The following is a 15395-nucleotide window of genomic DNA, read 5'->3' as shown; positions in this document are numbered from 1 at the left end:
CGTGTGGAATTACTCTATTCCACACTCGGGTACTCCACGTCCGCTTCAAACGACCGTGGGTACTGACCTATGGAGAGGCACTCTCGCGCTCTTGCGAGGGCGAGGCGATGGGGCACGCCGATTTAATTCTCGGTAACCTCCACTCGAACCCTGTGTGGGGTGCGGAGAACCCGTGTCCAGTGTGGACAGGGTAGCACGCTCGCTTCGTCGGCCCCGAGTTCGGAGCGGGCTGACGACCGCCCGTACCTGCGAACACTTGTGGCTCGCTGGCACTAGCATTTGATTTGTCTGAGTATTACTTGAAAAGAGGGATTTGAAACCCAGTCGTGCTGTAGCGCGTAGTTAGATTCACAAGTGACGCGCTTCCTCCCACGGCTAAAGCCGTGGGGTTCCGCGCCCCCTCTGTATGAGTAGCCCCGATCTAGTCGTCGGCCGTTTGCTTCTCATCGTCCGCCGTCTGGCCGCCGATAGGCGGCTTGACGGGCTGGTTCACCTCGCTCGCTTCACGCACCGCGACTGGTGAAACGCCTCTTCGGCGGGCGTCAAACTCGGAGAGCGCGTAGACCAGTCCCACGAGAGCCAACACGCCGACGGGCAACAGCAGCAGCGGCGAGATGCCGGTGAGACCCCAGACGAGAATGAGCGCGACGACGACGACGCCAACCGTCAGAGCGTAGTACAACTGGGTACGGACGTGGTCGATGAGGTCAGCGCCGGTAAAGGTCGAGGACAGCACGGAGGTATCCGAAATCGGTGACGTGTGGTCGCCAAGCACCGTTCCGGAAAAGACCATCCCGACGACCGCCGCGGTCATCTCGTGGGAGCCGGTCAACTCCCACGCAACGGGGATGACAATGGGCGTCAGAATCGTCATTGCACCCCACGAGGTCCCTGTCGCGAACGCGATGACGGCCGCAATCGCGAACACGACCGCCGGCAGCACGGCCGGATTGAGCACCGCCTCGGCGAAGCCGCTCACGTACTCGCCAGTCCCGAGGGTGCCCACGGCGGTGCCGATGCCCCACGCGAGCACGAGGATGGTGACAGCGGTAAGCATGATGCCGAACCCGTTGATGGTAGTGTCTGTCGACGCGCCGACATCGAGGATGCCGTGGAACTTGCCGAGCAGGAAGCCGGAAGCAACCATCGCAAACGAGCCGTAGATGAGCGCTGCGGTGTAATCGCCTTCGATGACCATCCCGGTCAGGTCAGCGCCGGCCGCGAGATAACCGGTGTACAGCGCCGCCCCGAGTGTCACGACGATAAGCACAACAACGGGTACGAAGAAGCTACTGAGGCGGTGGGTGTCCGCCGCTGGCTCTCCCAGCCCCGCTTCGGCGTCTTGCATGGGCCGAGCGCCGTCGCGATAGACTTTGCCGGTCCGCCACGCCCGACGCTCGGCGGTGAGCATCTCCCCGTAGTCACGCCCCGTCACCACGATGATGCCGACCATTGCAATGGCGAGGATGGCGTACATGTTGAACGGAATCGAACTGAGGAACACCTCGAACGCCGAGGGGGCGTCCTCGCCCGTGAGTCCCAGTCTCCCGTAGGCGTCATCGATGAGCCCGATCTGGAACGCCACCCACGACGACAACAGGACTGTCGATACCGGAGCTGCCGTGGAGTCAACCACGTACGAGAGCTTCTCGCGGGAGACCTGCAACTGGTCAGAGACATCTTTCATCGTGCTCCCGACGATGGCGGTGTTGGCGTAGTCGTCGAAGAACAGCAACAGTCCAAGCACCCACGTGGCAAGCATACCCTTCCGGGGCGTATCGAGACGCCGGAGCGCCCAGTCCCGGACGGCGTACGCACCGCCGAGAGTCCAGACCATCGCCACGCCGGAGCCAATCAGGAGCAAGAAGAGCAAAATCTGTGCGTGGAACCCATCGTCGGCGATAATCGCCATGACAATCCAGTCAAACGTGGTAAAGAGACCGAACCCATCCGCGACGACCGCGTGCACCCATCCAGTCGGGTCGGCGCGAGGATTCGGCCCGCCGACGTAGATGATGCCGCCCGACCAGATACCCAAAAACAGCGACAGCACGGCCTTTCGGGTGACAAGCGCCAGAGCGATTGCGAAAAGCGGTGGGATAAGCGAGAGAGCGCCGAACTCGGACATACGCCAAACGCGGAGGAGCAGTCACTAAAGCCCGCGGCTTCGGCGGCGGGAAACCGAGCCAGAGGTCCAGGCGGGACACAGAACGGTCACAGCTGGAGGCGGCGCGCGACCAACTGGAGCAGCCCCGGTTCCGTCCGTTCGATTTCGTCCCACGTCGCAAAGGCTTCGGCGACATCGACGCCCTCGTTCGCCACGAGCTCGCCGGCGTCCGGCGCGACGACGATGAGATTCACCTCGTAGTGGCCGTGATAGCCGTATTTCAGCAGCGTCCGCTCGTCGAGCGACTGGACCGCTGAGCGAACGTCCTCGGAGAGAGATGGAACGACCGTGACGAACGTAAACTCCGTGCTGTAATGTTCGCCGTCGGCGTCTATCCACTCGTCGGCGAGCGCATGGCCAGTCGCTACAAGGCGGTCGAGGTCGGCTTCAGTGAGCTCTGCGACCCGCTGTACGAACAGGTGCTCGCGGGATTCGTGTCGGGCGATGGTTATCGCCGGATGGAGGAAGTGTTTCGTGTTTTCGAGAACCATCTCCCCGTAGAGCGAGAACGTTGTTCCCTCGACTCGGCGGTTCTTTTCGAGGTCGTAGTGGTGACAGAGACGCTTGCTGACCGCCTCTATGTACTCGTCGTCCCAGACAGGGATATCGTCCCCCGCTGGAGCCTCCGCCCCCGCTTCCGTCTCGGTCTGGCTCATGACTGTTGTGGGTGTTTCGCCGGGGGCGGGGTAAATCCTTCCGAGCAGGGGCGACAGAACGCTTAACAGCCGGCAGGGCCAACTCATTGGTAATGGGGACCAAGGAAACCGAGGCGTGTGGCCGCTGTGGCGTGTCGTCCGTCGTCGACACCGTCGAGGAGGAGGGCGAACGGAGCGCCACAAACCCTTTTGAAGGCGAACGAATCGAGATTGCGGAGTCGGAAGCACGCTCGGTGCTCCGACACGAGGTCTTCATCAGGAAGGTCACAGCTCGCCTCAACCGCGTCGTGCTGCGGCTGACGTACTCCCGATAGCCGGCGGGTGCGCTGCGGCTCTTGATGCCAGTTGGTGGGTGCTTCTACGGTGGACCAGCGCCGCCGAGCGGCCAGCCACTCGTAGCGGCTGGTGTTACCGTCCACCGCTGTCGATGAACTATATACCTGATACCTTCGAACAGGCACCTGTATGTTCGAAACGGTGCTAATGCCGACAGACGGGAGCAAGCCCGCGGAGGGGGCCGTCGAGACGGGTGCCGAGTTGGCGGCAGAACACGGCGCAACGGTACATGCTCTGTACGCCGTCGAGCCCATGCCGCTCGGGAAGTTTACCGCCGGCCCCGAGCCGGCATCTGCCGAGCACGGTGAGATACTCGACGAACAGAAAAGCGAAGCAAAGCAGGCGCTCGAACGCGTTACGGAGCTCTGTGCCGACCACGGTGTCGATGTCGTCGACACCATCGAGTACGGGAAGCCGAGCGAGGAGATACTCGACTACGTTGACACGGAGGGTATGGACGCGGTCGTGATGGGGACCCACGGGCGGTCGGGCGCCGAGCGGCTGGTGATGGGCAGCGTTGCTGAGAAGGTGGTCCGGAAGAGCCCGGTTCCCGTGCTGACGATACGGCCCGACGATTGAGCCGAAGGCCGGTGGTGAGGACGCCCGCGGCTCAAATGAGCGTCCGCGTCAGCCCCATCATAACGACGGTCCCGAAGGCGAATCTGAGGCGAGTGAACTCGAGCGTCCCAAGGAAGTCCAGCCCCCACAGCAGGGTGTAGACGAACATCGCCGACAGTAGCAGGTTCATCACCAAGTGGACCCGCGGGTCCCCGGCGGATTCGGAGAGCCCCTCTTTGAGAGACCCGGAGTCTTTCTCGGCGTCGTTCGACTCGCCCTGTGACATGCTTCGAAGCTAGTCGAACTGAGTAATAAAGCGCCCGCTGTCGCCCGTCGCTGGATATCGTTTATCGGTGGTTGGGTGCACGATTTATTTACGCAAAATTTCTCAGCTATTAATAGCTCTCCACAGATACTCCATCAAGTAGTTTGTATACACATGCACAAACACAAATCCTTTTTGCCGGCGTTTTCTGTGCTAAACTGAATAAAGAGACGGTATTGCCAGCTACTGCTATCGGCCGGCTCTACCACTCGTGTGCGTGTCGTCGACGACGAGTGTGTCGTCATCTGCCGGCAGCACTCTCTGTCTGTCGGTTCCATCCTGTGCTGTATCGGCGACGAGGCACGCATCAAGCTGCGAGGTGAGGGCATCAGCGTCGATATCCCGGCCGATAAAGACGAGTTCTGTCCGGCGGTCCCCGTGTTCGTCGTGCCACGAAACGTCGGGGCGGCTGTTCCGGTACATCTCACGTTCGATATCGGGGAGCCCGGCAAGCCACGGACCGAGCACCTCGATTTGAACGGTCGGCCCCGCTAGACTCAGGAGAAATGCCGTCTCGTCGCGTCCGGCCGCCCAGAACGGCCCCTTCGCCCGGACGACCGATGACGGAAGCGTCCGAAGCTGTTCGAGGAGTTCGTCCGGGTCGAACGGGCGGCGGCGGCGATACGTGAAGGACGTGATGCCGTACTCCGATTCCGGGTGGATGTGGTCGTGGTCGTGGTCGTGGTCGTGCGTGTGGCCGCCATGTGCGTGGCTCTCGTCTCCGTGGTCGATGGCCTGCCGCCAGCCGGCCCCGGAGCCGGTTTCGACGGGGTCGAACCGCCCCGTACCGAGGATGTCGTCCGGGTCGACGCATCCGTGTTCGGTCCGGATGATTTCGACACGAGGGGCGAGCGCTGTGATGAGCGTCTCGGCGCGGTCGAGTGCCGACTCGTCGACCAAGTCCCGCTTGTTGAGGAGGACGACATCGGCGAATTCGAGCTGTTCGACGAGTAAATCGGAGAGTGGCCGTTCCTCGTCGCCGGGGGCGGCTGTCCGCTCCAATCGGGGACTGTCACCGAAGGCCTCGACGAACTGGCTCGCGTCGACAACCGTCACCATCGTATCGAGGTCGTAGGCCGCAGCCGCCCGCGAGGCCGTCGTGAAGAGCCGGGCAACCGGCTCGGGTTCGCTGATGCCGGAGGATTCGACAACCAGATAGTCGAACGTCTGTTCGCTTGCCAGCCGGGCGACCTCCGTCTCCAAATCAGTCTGTAGCTCACAACAGATACAGCCGTTCGATAGCTCTGCGACCCTGCCGTCGGCCGCGAGGTCGGTTCCCGACGCGAGGAGTTCGGCGTCGACGTTGATATCGCCCATATCGTTTACCAACACGGCGATAGACCGGTCGCCGCTTTCGTGCAGCAGCCGGTTCAGCGTCGTGGTCTTTCCCGCGCCCAGTCCCCCGCTCAGTACTGTAACGGGTATTCCACTGCCCATACCATATCGGTCGGTGGCTATCGGTAAGTACGCCCGGGTCGCCGCGGCGACATGCTTTAGTGACAAACCGCGTACGTCCCGGCATGGACCTGCCAGCGCGAATCGATAGCCTCCTCGCCGAGCTGAAACTCTGGGCACGGGGGCTGTATCACGGAATGATACGTCACCCTGCCTATGAGAACATTGAAAAAGCGGCCGAGGACCTCGAAGACGAGTTCATGCTCGCCTGCTTTCCCGACGCGTTCGGGATTCCGAGCCCGGTGTCGTACTACACCGCCGAGCTCTTGCCGTACCTGACCGACGATTTCGAGGCCTGGCAGCGCCGGATGTGGGACCGGGACTCACTCATCGAACGAAAAGGACAGCAGTACCACTTCTGATGGTCTCGTTTCGGTTCTTCGGCGGCAAAGGCGGCGTCGGGAAGACGACCGTCGCCGCCGCACACGGGGTCGCCTGTGCGCGGGACGGACTGGAGACGCTCGTCGTCTCAACCGACCCGGCCCACAGCACCTCCGACGTGTTCGACCAGCAGTTCGGCGACGTGCCGCAGCCGGTGTCGGCACACGACCGACTCCACGCGATGGAAATCGACCCCCAAGCGGAGGTCGACGACCACCTGCAGGAGCTTCGACAGCAGCTCGGCCAGCAGCTCAGCCCCGCGATGGTCAATGAAGTGTCGATGCAGCTTGAGATGGCACATCAAACGCCGGGGGCCTACGAGGCGGCGCTTTTCGACTGCTTTGTCGACGTGATGCAGAACGCCGACGACTACGACCGTGTCGTCTTCGACACGTCGCCGACCGGCGGCACGCTCCGGCTGCTTGCGCTTCCGGAGTACCTCGAACAATGGGTCGAGCGCCTGCGACACAAGCGGGAAAAGAGCATCAAGAACTTCGAGCGGGCGGCCATCGGCGACCAACAGGCCCGACGGATGCTGGAGGGAGACCCCATCATCGACCGGCTACAGGAACGAAAACGGAACTTCGAGTTCGCAGGCGAGGTGCTCAGAAACGAGGCGGCCTTCACCTTCGTTCTCAACCCCGACGAGCTATCGATACACGAGACACGTCGGGCGCTGGAGTCGCTTCAGGAGGCCGACCTCACCGTCGACGGGCTGGTCGTGAACAAACTCACGCCGGACCCCGACCCCGACGAGACTGGAACCGGTGCGGCGTTCCTGCGGAACCGCGTTAGCCGGGAGCGCGAGCGGCTCGAAACGATTCGTTCGGAGCTTGAGCCGCCGGTCGTCGCCGAGATACAGTCCAGAGCCGAGGAGATAACCGGCGACACCCTCACCGCGGTCGCGGCCGAACTCGATACGCGGCCAGTAGAGTAGGGCGTCAGTTCGAGAACTCGCGGCTGTCACGGGCCGGTTGGTCGAACGCCTGCGTCCGGCCGTCGCTGTCGTCTTCTGCAATCGAGATTTCGTTGCCCGACTCGAAGAACGTGACCTCGCGTTGCGGGAAGGGAATCTTGACATCCTCGTCGTCAAAGCGCTTGTCGATACGTTGAACGAGTCCGTGCCGTGCTTCATCGCGTTGGCTAGGGCGTGCGATGTGGCACTGAAGCTGTGCGACGATTGCGGAGTCGTCGAACTCCAGAAACCGAACCTTCGGGACCGGCGTATCGAGCACGACATCTTCTTCGTATGCTGCATCAACGATGGCTTCCTCGGCGGTCGCAAGGTCCGAATCGTAGGCGACACCGATGTTCAGGCGGATGCGACGCCGACGGACCGGCGCGGACTCGTTGATGACTTGTGTCGAGTTCATCTGTGCGTTCGGTACGGTAACCTCCGTGTTGTCCCGCGTCAACTACCCCACCCTACTGCGCTCGGAGTCTGACGACTCGCTCGCTTGTTGAGGGTGGGGCTTGTCGGTGGACACCCACTCATGCTCGGCAAAATCGCCGGTTGGTGAGAGTGTCCCCGACACCAAGGCCAGTTGACTCGTGGCCTGCCCGGACGAACACGTGCGGCTCGCCGGGCTGGATAGTTCCTCACAGAGATACCGGAATCCGATGTTCTTGGCCGCATTATAATCCGAATTAACCGTGTAGCCACACTCCAGACATTCGAAGTGTTTGCCGTCACGATTGTCTTCGTCCACACAGTCACAATCTGTGCGGCTACACGCCTGACTCGTGTGGGCTGGTTTGGTCGTATCCACAGTCACACCAGACCGTTCCAGCTTGTACTCGGTGTACTTGCGAACTTTCTTGAACAGCCATTGCTGGAACTTGGGCAGATTCGAGATGCGTTTGCGAATCCGCGTCAAGTTCTCGAAGGCGACGTGGGTGGCACGAACGCGGAGTGCCTCCTGTTTGATGGAATTGGCGACGTGGTGGGCGTACTGGTCGTAGTATCGCCACTCGACGCCACGCCGCTGTTGAAATCGGAGGTGAGCACTTCGTGTCCCTGTCTGCTGAAGTTCGCCGCGTAATTGCTCTTGCTCAGAACGGTAGGCGTTGAGTGCGTCCGCGTTCCCGTAGAATTGGCCGGTTGAAGTCACCGCAGTTGCCCCATCGACGTTCAAGTCCACGCCAAGAACACGATGCGTGTCCTCGTGCGTGTCTGAACCTGATTCGTCCGTCTGGGGTGTATACACTGGGTCATCTCTGAACTGGCGTTGCATCACCGCATGGAGCCAAAACCGGTCACCATCAAAGACGAGTTTGCTGGTGGAAAACGACCACCGCTTGTCCAGTACATACTCGCCGTACGGCGTTCCCTCGAGTTCCGCTGGCAGTTCGTATCGGCAAGTCACAGTGCCGTTGAGCGTCGAGAGCGTCGCCTCGTACCGACCGTAGGTGGCGGCTCGTTTGTCGTATGTCATCGTATAGCCAGCGCGGTCACGGTCGTAAAAATCAGGTTTGCTGATACGGTCGCCGTTCTCCCAACTGGTCTTGCACGAGGAAATCGCACTGGTTGCGTCTTTGATGGCTTTCTGGACGAGATTCGAGTGGAGTTGTTCGTTGGTGTCCTCCCGAAGTCGGTCGTAGAGTGCGTCTTCAACATCCCGCTTGCTGGTTTGTAGGTCGTCTGGCTGTTTCGGTGTATCTGGCCAGCAGTGGTTAACTGCTTCCTGCTGGCAGTAGGCATACGGAAGAATTGTCTGGTGGAAGTCGGAGCGTGATTCTTCTGGAACCCAGAGGGGAATCACCACAGTCCGGTTCGATTCCACCATATACAACATGTCGGCTTACTATATCGTAAAGGCTACGCTTGGGGTGTCAGAGCTGGCTATGTGGGTTGGGTTGGGTTGTACAGAGTACTGTCGGCTTCCTCCCCACCCTCAAGGAGTGCAGGGCTTCCGATGCCCAATCGGAAGCACAAACGAGTAGGGTGGGGAGGAAGCCGACAACAAGTACATAATCCAACAGTACCAACGTATGATTGCAGGCCTCTCAGAGCACACGTCTCGGAGAGGTGGGCCACGAGTAAACTGGCCCCAGATATCGGGACACTGCGCTTGTGTCACCGATAATTAAAGCGGGAGTGGCAATGAGTGAGCGAATCAGTCCAAAGCGGGACACTCAACCAAGTGTCTACGCTGTTCGCTCATGCTGACTTGCCTGCAATGAAGGTCGCGCCTCGCCTTGCACGGGGACACGGGCTTGACCAAACTGGATAAAGCCCCCTCCTCAACGAGCGAATCCCTTCGGGGTGAGCGACGTAGGGCGGGGTAGTTTACTTGAGGAACGAACTGTGCGCTCAGATAGATGCCACCAAGGAAGATTGAGATGTACAGCGCAGCGTGGGTTTCTTCGATAATCAGGCTGTCGTACTCGCCCTTCGCCAATCTATCTGCCTGATGGAGCGCGTAGTAGCCGACCACCTCAATGAGCTTCGCTCCTACGAGTGCCGTGACCAGAAGCGTCAGAACCTGCGCCCAAGTCGGAAGCACTCCGAAGGCGTTCCGTGCGGCTTCCTGCATACACCACGTGCGACGGCTGGCGGGTTTAGCTTTTCGCGGGCTGCTGGCCGGGGTTCGGGCACCAACGCTGAGGGGCCTACCGTCCACAGAAGCAACACGAAAACGCGGGGCCAATCTCAGCAAAGACGGGAAAAGCGAGTGAGAGCTGTCTCAGTCGTCGTCTCGGCTTCCGTCGCCGCCGTCCGTGGCCGCTGGTGCGTCGCCGATACGGCCCATCTCGCGCAGGTTACCGTACCCCATCCGCAGGAGCGACAGCGCAAGCACCACAAGCGTCAAGGCGATGAGTATCTGGGCAATGGCGGAGCCGATGCCGAGGGCTGACGTTTCAGCCTCGGCGGTGATGCCGAGGAGCCGGCCGCCAAGGACCTGATACATCGAGACCCAAAGCAGCCCGGCAATTGTGATGACGGCCATAATGAGCAGCGGCACGCCGGTCGAGACCAGCTGCTTCGTCTCGTCCCAGTTTGCCAGCCAGATGGTGACGGTGAGCAGCGCCATCGCGGCAAGGAGCTGGTTCGCGCCGCCGAACAGCGTCCAGAGGTCCGCCCAGCGTCCACTGGCGACGAGGAGGAACGCTGCGACGACGATGACGCCGGTGTTGACATACTGGTTTGCGCCGTACTCTTGGACGGACGTTTCAGGCGTGCCGATGGCCTCCTCGGCCATGTATCGCCCCAGTCGAACCGCAGTGTCCATGCTCGTCAGCAGGAACGCCGAGAGCACGAGCGCCATGAACACCTCACCGAGTGCGAACGGGATGCCCAACGCGGTGAGGATAGCCCCGCCGCCTTGAGCGAAGTTCGGCAGCGCAAGCGCGATACCGCCATCAGGTGTCTCCGGAACGGCGACGACCGCAACCGTGACCAGCGCGACAGATGCCAACAGCCCCTCGCCGAGCATGCCGCCGTATCCGATGAGCCGGGCGTCGGTTTCACGGTTCAGCTGTTTCGCCGTCGTGCCCGACGAGACGAGCGAGTGGAACCCGCTGATGGTCCCACACGCAATCGTCAAAAAGAGCAGCGGGAAAAGCGGCATGAGCGGCAAGGCACCAGCGAACGGGCTCTCGCCACCGAAGAAGCCGTACCACGCTTCGAGTTGGATGTCGAAGGATGCGCCTGCATCAACAGCGGCCGCGCTCGGCCCAGTCAGGAAGACGCCGACGATGATGGCGAGGAGGCCGCCCCCGACGCCAGTGTACAGGAGATACGACGAGAGGTAATCCCGCGGCTGCAGGAGCACCCACACCGGCAGGATGCTCGCCGCGCCGCCGTACAGCAACAGCGTGATAACCCACGCGGCGATGTTTGCGCTACCGAGCAGTTCAGGGATAAAGACGGGTGCCGTCTCCGAGAGGACGAAGACGCCGTCCGGATGCTCGCCGAAGAAGGCGATCGGGTACTGGATGCCGACCCAGACCGTCGCGAAGACACCGGCGACAAAGATGACGGTGCCGCCGATAAACGAGAGATTGAGCTGATAGAGCCACACGCCGAAAAGCAGCGCCAAGCCGATGTAGAGTACCCCGGCTGTTGCGACCGCCGGATACGCATCAAAAACGACTCCGATGACCAGCGCGAACACGCCAGCAACGAGGATGATCAGTAGAAATGCAAACCACAGCAGCATATTTTTGCCGCGCTCGCCGACGTATTCGCCGATGATGTATCCGATTGACTTTCCTTCGTGGCGAATACTGCTGGTCAGCGACGTAAAGTCGTGAACAGCGCCAATAAGCGGGTTTCCGATGGCGACCCACAGCACCGCAGGCACCCAGCCCCAGATGAAGGCTGCGGTGATGGGGCCGACAATCGGTGCGCCGCCGGCGATGCTCGAGTAGTGATGGCCAAGGAGGACAGGCTTTTTTGCCGGAACGTACTCCTGTCCGTCCTCGTATTTATGTGCCGGCGTCTCCCGGTCGTCGTCGAGGTCGACGAACTGTGAAAGATACCGTCCGTAGCCGATGTACGCGACCGTGAAGGAAGCAAGCACAATCGCGACGATCCAGATGATGCTCGTCATCGGTTGTCACCCCTGTTGCATCCGGGATCGCTGGCTATCGGTACATTTCTCCCCGCGTTTGGCTGTGCATCCATCGGTGGAACCTCCGGTTGTCTGCCTGTCTCATGTCCGGCGCATAAAACCACCGGGGTGCGGTCGGTTCGAGGGGAGCAACTGTCCTGCCGGCAGTGGTGGTTATCGCAGACTCAGGCCGGCTGGTCGTCGGGGACGGCGTCGTCTCCAGCCGCTCGGAGCGCCGGGAGATGGCCGGCCGCTTCAGCATCGAGGGCGTAGGTGTCGTGGTAGTCGTCGGGGTCGGCCTCACGACCGGAGAGCGTTCCGACGACACCCGCGATGCTGTCGTAGTTGTCCCGCACCAGCGAGGCGACGATGCCTGGCGTTCCTGCCCGCGAGGCGAGTTCCTCTGCGGCGCTGCGGCCGGCGTACACAGTATCTTCTGCGGGGTCGGCAAGTATCATCGCAAAGGGACGTTCGCCGAACTGCGCATCGAGGAACTGGCCGGCAGGTTCATCGTACCACGACACCGCCCGAATACCCTCGATGCGGCGCAACGCGACCGCAGCCATCGAACAGTAGGGACACTCGCCGTCAAAGATGAGCACCGGCGCATCGGTCATATCAGCACTAGGGGCTCTACTCCAATAACCCCTCGCCCGCACGACAGGGGACGGGGACTCTGCGACCGGGCAAAGCGCAATTGCTGGACCCGCAATCGGAGCCAATCTGTACGGTCGACCACCGCAGAGCGGTCAACCACAATCCCCTTATATTCCTATAACCATATTACCGAGTATGCTCCAAGCGTCGGAGCGCCCACCAACCATGAGAGACCCCGAATACGATCTCGACGAAGAACGCCCGTACGAATGCTTCGAGTGCGGCACGGTCGTGAACGCCGCTGAGACACCGGACCGGTGCCCACGCTGCGGCGGCGAGATGCGGAACCGACTCCTCCCCATCGAATAAACGATGCCGGGAGCTGCTGGAGACGACGAGGCAGTCGAAACGGAAACGGCACTTGAGACGGCACGGCTGCAGCTGGACCGGGCGGCCGCCCACCTCGATATCGACCCGAACGTCGTCGAACGCCTTCATCATCCACGCCGGGTACAGGAGGTAACGGTTCCTATCGAGCGCGACGACGGCTCCGTCGAGGCCTTCACCGGCTACCGAGCACAGCACGACAGCGTCCGAGGACCATACAAGGGCGGGCTCAGATACCACCCCGAGGTAACCCACGACGAGTGTGTGGGACTCGCGATGTGGATGACCTGGAAATGTGCCGTGATGGACCTCCCGTTCGGCGGCGCAAAAGGCGGCGTCGCCGTCGACCCCAAGTCGCTGAGCGACGATGAAAAGGAGCGGCTCACACGGCGGTTCGCACAGGAAATCCGGGGGGTAATCGGCCCGATGCAGGATATCCCAGCCCCCGACATGGGAACTGACCCACAGACGATGGCGTGGCTGATGGACGCCTACTCGATGCAGGAAGGCGAAACGACGCCGGGGGTCGTGACCGGCAAGCCGCCAGTCATCGGCGGCAGCAAGGGCCGCGAGGAGGCCCCCGGCCGGAGCGTCGCCATCATCACGCGCGCAGTCTGTGAGTACTACGACCGGCCACTCTCGGAGACAACCATCGCGATACAGGGCTACGGCAGCGTCGGGGCCAACGCCGCCCGCCTGCTCGATGAGTGGGGGGCGACGATTGTCGCCGTCAGCGACGTCAACGGCGCGATGTACGCGCCAGACGGTATCGATACGGCGTCTGTTCCGTCCCACGACGAGGAACCGGAAGCCGTCACCGAGTACGCTGACACCGTCATCTCGAACGATGAGCTCCTCGAACTCGATGTCGACGTGCTCGTTCCTGCCGCCCTCGGCAACGTCATCACTGCTGACAACGCCACCGACATCAGCGCCGACATCGTCGTCGAGGGAGCAAACGGCCCGACGACGACGACCGGCGACGCGATTCTCGAAGAGCGTGGTATACGGGTCATTCCCGACATCCTCGCCAACGCCGGCGGGGTGACCGTCTCCTACTTCGAGTGGCTGCAGGACATCAACCGCCGGGCGTGGTCGCTGGAACGCGTCAACGAGGAACTCGAAACCGAGATGCTCGACGCATGGGACGCGGTTACCGACGCACACGAAACCTACGACGTAAGCTGGCGCGATGCAGCGTATATCGTCGCACTAAAGCGGGTCGCCGCCGCCCACGAGGCGCGGGGACTGTGGCCGTGAATCCAGCTTTTTGCTGACAGCTCAGGGACGCAGCAGTTCGATTTCGATTCGGGTCCCGTCATCGTGGTCGTCGAACCGAAGCGTGCCATCGGAGCGGTCGAGTATCCACCCCGCCAGCCACAGCCCCGTCCCGTCGCTGTGCTGTAGTGGGGTCTCTTCGCGACTATCAAGCGATTTGACCTCCGTTTCTGGAATCCCCGGTCCGTTGTCTTCAATCACAACGAGAACGGGGTCGCCGGCGACAGTCCGCAATCTGACCTCCGGGTCGGAGGCGTCGTTGTGCGCTGCGGCGTTCTCAAGCAGGGCGTGGAACACCCGCGGAAGCTCCTCGGTTCCGAGGACACTGAGGTCGTCGTCGACATCTACGGTGATATCGACCTCCGGAAACTCCGTCTGTACTTCCTCTGCGGTCGACCGCAGCAACGACGAGAGGTCGTGAGCGGTCGGCGTCGGGTCCCGTTCGACCAGCCGGCTCAGCTCCCTTGCCTTCTCAGTCGTTTTTGAAAGTGACTCGGCAGTCTCGACGATGCCTTCTGCCATCGAGGCGTACGGCTCGTCGGCGTTTTCGGCTATCAGTTCGCCGTAGCCGGTGAAAACCGTCGCGTCGTTACGGATATTGTGCCGGAGCACGCGGGTGAGGATCTGCCTGAGCCGGTCGAGTTCACGCTCGCGGCTCCGGAGCTCACGCTCGCGGGTGACGCGGTCTGTGATATCGGAGTTGACCGAGACGTAGCCCTCTATCCGGTCGCCGTCTGTGATGGGGGCGATAGTCTGGTCGACCACGTACTGTTCGCCGTCCTTGCGCTCGTTTATCACTTGGCTCTCCCAGACATCGCCGTCTGAGATGGTCGTCCACAGCGACCGATAGAACGTCTCGTCGTGCTCGCCGGACTGCAGCAGCGATGGTTTTTCACCGACTGCTTCCGCCTCGCTGTAGCCGGTTATCCCTTCGAACGCCGGGTTCACATACCGGATGACACCCTCGGTGTCCGTTATCATAATCGAGTGCCCGGAGCGTTCGACAGCGCGCTTGAAGCTCCGCAGCCGGCGCTCCCGCTGTCGGAGCGTCGAGACCTTCGATTCAAGCCGTCGGGATTGGCGACGGCGGACGACAAGCGTTCGAATGCGTCGGCGGAGCAGCACATCGTCCAGCGATGGACGGATAACGTCGTCGACGACAGGGGGCTCGTCAGTCTCGGTTTCGTCTTCGTGAAGTGCCTCCTCTGCGACATCGCACCGACAGCCCGACTGACAGAGCAACAACACCGGCCGAAACACCGGCTGGTCGCGACGAGTCAGCCGGGCAAGCTGGTCTTGGAGAGTCTCAAGCGCCGCACTATCAACCACGTGGAGGTCGGCCTCGGTTGCTGGCGTCGCCTCGTCGGCAAGTATTCGATACCGCTTGCCGAGCACGTCGTCGAGCCGGCGGCGGCGCTCGTCATCGTCGACCAGTAGCTGTACTGTTGTCTCGGCTACCTCGGGGTCGATACCGTCAGCGGTGTCTGCTAGCCCGCCAGACATGTTTCCTGACGTGGCGTTGTGGACTGTCGCGGGCAGCGAGCGATAGGGACTCCCCCGCGCGGCCGCTGTCTCATAGGAGCGGCATTCTTTATAAGAGCGGCATCATACAGAGGCAGCGCGGAACCCCACGGCTTTAGCCGTGCGGAGGAAGCGCGTCACTCCTGAATCAAACCACGCATCCAGCCACGGCTGACTCC

Annotated in this window: 16 protein-coding genes; 6 read left to right on the top strand and 10 right to left on the bottom strand. The window is 61.8% G+C overall.

Features of this window, described 5'->3' with window-relative positions; all coding sequences use genetic code 11:
- Nucleotides 1–421: 421 nt before the first annotated feature.
- Together NP_RS04550 and NP_RS04545 are read right to left on the bottom strand one after the other, a co-directional pair.
- Nucleotides 422–2128, bottom strand: coding sequence for a Na+/H+ antiporter NhaC family protein (locus tag NP_RS04550; RefSeq protein WP_011322639.1), 1707 nt, complete (start codon nt 2126–2128; stop codon nt 422–424).
- Nucleotides 2129–2214: 86 nt separating this feature from the next.
- Entirely contained in the window at nt 2215–2823 is a 609-nt protein-coding gene (locus NP_RS04545; protein ID WP_049939483.1) for a hypothetical protein, read from the bottom strand.
- Between the two features lie 92 nt (nt 2824–2915).
- Here NP_RS04545 and NP_RS04540 point away from each other — a divergent pair, with 92 nt between their 5' ends.
- A complete protein-coding gene (locus NP_RS04540; protein WP_011322637.1) occupies nt 2916–3137 on the top strand; it encodes a hypothetical protein in 222 nt (73 codons plus the stop codon).
- A gap of 151 nt (nt 3138–3288) precedes the next feature.
- Complete coding sequence (locus NP_RS04535; RefSeq protein WP_011322636.1) at nt 3289–3738, top strand: universal stress protein; 450 nt, start codon at nt 3289–3291, stop codon at nt 3736–3738.
- Between the two features lie 31 nt (nt 3739–3769).
- Here the strand turns inward: NP_RS04535 and NP_RS04530 are convergent, their stop codons facing one another.
- On the bottom strand, nt 3770–4003 hold the full coding sequence (locus tag NP_RS04530; protein ID WP_011322635.1) for a hypothetical protein: 234 nt from the start codon (nt 4001–4003) through the stop codon (nt 3770–3772).
- Nucleotides 4004–4231: 228 nt separating this feature from the next.
- Nucleotides 4232–5479, bottom strand: a complete 1248-nt coding sequence (locus NP_RS04525; protein WP_011322634.1) for a CobW family GTP-binding protein — start codon at nt 5477–5479, stop codon at nt 4232–4234.
- Between the two features lie 83 nt (nt 5480–5562).
- Between NP_RS04525 and NP_RS04520 the strand changes: the two genes are divergently transcribed.
- Both NP_RS04520 and NP_RS04515 read left to right on the top strand, forming a co-directional pair.
- Complete coding sequence (locus NP_RS04520) at nt 5563–5859, top strand: hypothetical protein (protein ID WP_011322633.1); 297 nt, start codon at nt 5563–5565, stop codon at nt 5857–5859.
- Nucleotides 5859–6815, top strand: a complete 957-nt coding sequence (locus NP_RS04515; protein WP_011322632.1) for an ArsA family ATPase — start codon at nt 5859–5861, stop codon at nt 6813–6815. The genes NP_RS04520 and NP_RS04515 overlap by 1 nt, the downstream gene beginning before the upstream one ends.
- Nucleotides 6816–6819: 4 nt before the next feature.
- Here NP_RS04515 and NP_RS04510 read toward each other — a convergent pair whose 3' ends face one another.
- The 5 genes from NP_RS04510 to NP_RS04490 form a co-directional block, all read right to left on the bottom strand.
- On the bottom strand, nt 6820–7251 hold the full coding sequence (locus NP_RS04510) for a mechanosensitive ion channel family protein (protein WP_148215432.1): 432 nt from the start codon (nt 7249–7251) through the stop codon (nt 6820–6822).
- 42 nt (nt 7252–7293) lie between these two features.
- On the bottom strand, nt 7294–8664 hold the full coding sequence (locus NP_RS04505; protein WP_049939480.1) for an RNA-guided endonuclease InsQ/TnpB family protein: 1371 nt from the start codon (nt 8662–8664) through the stop codon (nt 7294–7296).
- A 330-nt stretch (nt 8665–8994) separates the two neighbouring features.
- A complete protein-coding gene (locus NP_RS04500) occupies nt 8995–9414 on the bottom strand; it encodes a hypothetical protein (protein WP_011322629.1) in 420 nt (139 codons plus the stop codon).
- A 150-nt stretch (nt 9415–9564) separates the two neighbouring features.
- A complete protein-coding gene (locus NP_RS04495; RefSeq protein WP_011322628.1) occupies nt 9565–11433 on the bottom strand; it encodes a carbon starvation CstA family protein in 1869 nt (622 codons plus the stop codon).
- A 185-nt stretch (nt 11434–11618) separates the two neighbouring features.
- A complete protein-coding gene (locus tag NP_RS04490; RefSeq protein ID WP_011322627.1) occupies nt 11619–12050 on the bottom strand; it encodes a thiol-disulfide oxidoreductase DCC family protein in 432 nt (143 codons plus the stop codon).
- A 205-nt stretch (nt 12051–12255) separates the two neighbouring features.
- Between NP_RS04490 and NP_RS14340 the strand changes: the two genes are divergently transcribed.
- Nucleotides 12256–12399 (top strand): rubrerythrin-like domain-containing protein, encoded by a 144-nt coding sequence (locus NP_RS14340; protein WP_148215431.1) that lies wholly within the window; start codon nt 12256–12258, stop codon nt 12397–12399.
- A gap of 3 nt (nt 12400–12402) precedes the next feature.
- Nucleotides 12403–13677: a glutamate dehydrogenase GdhB gene (gene gdhB, locus NP_RS04485; RefSeq protein WP_011322626.1), complete on the top strand. Its 1275-nt coding sequence runs from the start codon at nt 12403–12405 to the stop codon at nt 13675–13677.
- A 21-nt stretch (nt 13678–13698) separates the two neighbouring features.
- Here gdhB and NP_RS04480 read toward each other — a convergent pair whose 3' ends face one another.
- Nucleotides 13699–15198, bottom strand: coding sequence for a PAS domain S-box protein (locus NP_RS04480; RefSeq protein WP_011322625.1), 1500 nt, complete (start codon nt 15196–15198; stop codon nt 13699–13701).
- Nucleotides 15199–15395: the final 197 nt, after the last annotated feature.

It is taken from the genome of Natronomonas pharaonis DSM 2160 (assembly GCF_000026045.1).
In the GTDB taxonomy this organism is placed as follows: Archaea; Halobacteriota; Halobacteria; order Halobacteriales; family Haloarculaceae; genus Natronomonas; species Natronomonas pharaonis.
Note: the sequence above shows the minus strand (reverse complement) of the source record. Positions and strands in the feature narration are given on the sequence as shown.

What these genes read in the sequence shown, in the direction of transcription:
- NP_RS04530 (WP_011322635.1), bottom strand. Translation starts at nt 4,003, where the DNA reads ATGTCACAGGGCGAGTCGAACGACGCCGAGAAAGACTCCGGGTCTCTC.
- NP_RS04510 (WP_148215432.1), bottom strand. Translation starts at nt 7,251, where the DNA reads ATGAACTCGACACAAGTCATCAACGAGTCCGCGCCGGTCCGTCGGCGT.
- NP_RS04495 (WP_011322628.1), bottom strand. Translation starts at nt 11,433, where the DNA reads ATGACGAGCATCATCTGGATCGTCGCGATTGTGCTTGCTTCCTTCACG.
- NP_RS04550 (WP_011322639.1), bottom strand. Translation starts at nt 2,128, where the DNA reads ATGTCCGAGTTCGGCGCTCTCTCGCTTATCCCACCGCTTTTCGCAATC.
- NP_RS04515 (WP_011322632.1), top strand. Translation starts at nt 5,859, where the DNA reads ATGGTCTCGTTTCGGTTCTTCGGCGGCAAAGGCGGCGTCGGGAAGACG.
- NP_RS04500 (WP_011322629.1), bottom strand. Translation starts at nt 9,414, where the DNA reads ATGCAGGAAGCCGCACGGAACGCCTTCGGAGTGCTTCCGACTTGGGCG.
- NP_RS04480 (WP_011322625.1), bottom strand. Translation starts at nt 15,198, where the DNA reads ATGTCTGGCGGGCTAGCAGACACCGCTGACGGTATCGACCCCGAGGTA.
- NP_RS04525 (WP_011322634.1), bottom strand. Translation starts at nt 5,479, where the DNA reads ATGGGCAGTGGAATACCCGTTACAGTACTGAGCGGGGGACTGGGCGCG.
- NP_RS14340 (WP_148215431.1), top strand. Translation starts at nt 12,256, where the DNA reads ATGAGAGACCCCGAATACGATCTCGACGAAGAACGCCCGTACGAATGC.
- NP_RS04535 (WP_011322636.1), top strand. Translation starts at nt 3,289, where the DNA reads ATGTTCGAAACGGTGCTAATGCCGACAGACGGGAGCAAGCCCGCGGAG.
- NP_RS04520 (WP_011322633.1), top strand. Translation starts at nt 5,563, where the DNA reads ATGGACCTGCCAGCGCGAATCGATAGCCTCCTCGCCGAGCTGAAACTC.
- NP_RS04505 (WP_049939480.1), bottom strand. Translation starts at nt 8,664, where the DNA reads ATGGTGGAATCGAACCGGACTGTGGTGATTCCCCTCTGGGTTCCAGAA.
- NP_RS04540 (WP_011322637.1), top strand. Translation starts at nt 2,916, where the DNA reads ATGGGGACCAAGGAAACCGAGGCGTGTGGCCGCTGTGGCGTGTCGTCC.
- gdhB (WP_011322626.1), top strand. Translation starts at nt 12,403, where the DNA reads ATGCCGGGAGCTGCTGGAGACGACGAGGCAGTCGAAACGGAAACGGCA.
- NP_RS04490 (WP_011322627.1), bottom strand. Translation starts at nt 12,050, where the DNA reads ATGACCGATGCGCCGGTGCTCATCTTTGACGGCGAGTGTCCCTACTGT.
- NP_RS04545 (WP_049939483.1), bottom strand. Translation starts at nt 2,823, where the DNA reads ATGAGCCAGACCGAGACGGAAGCGGGGGCGGAGGCTCCAGCGGGGGAC.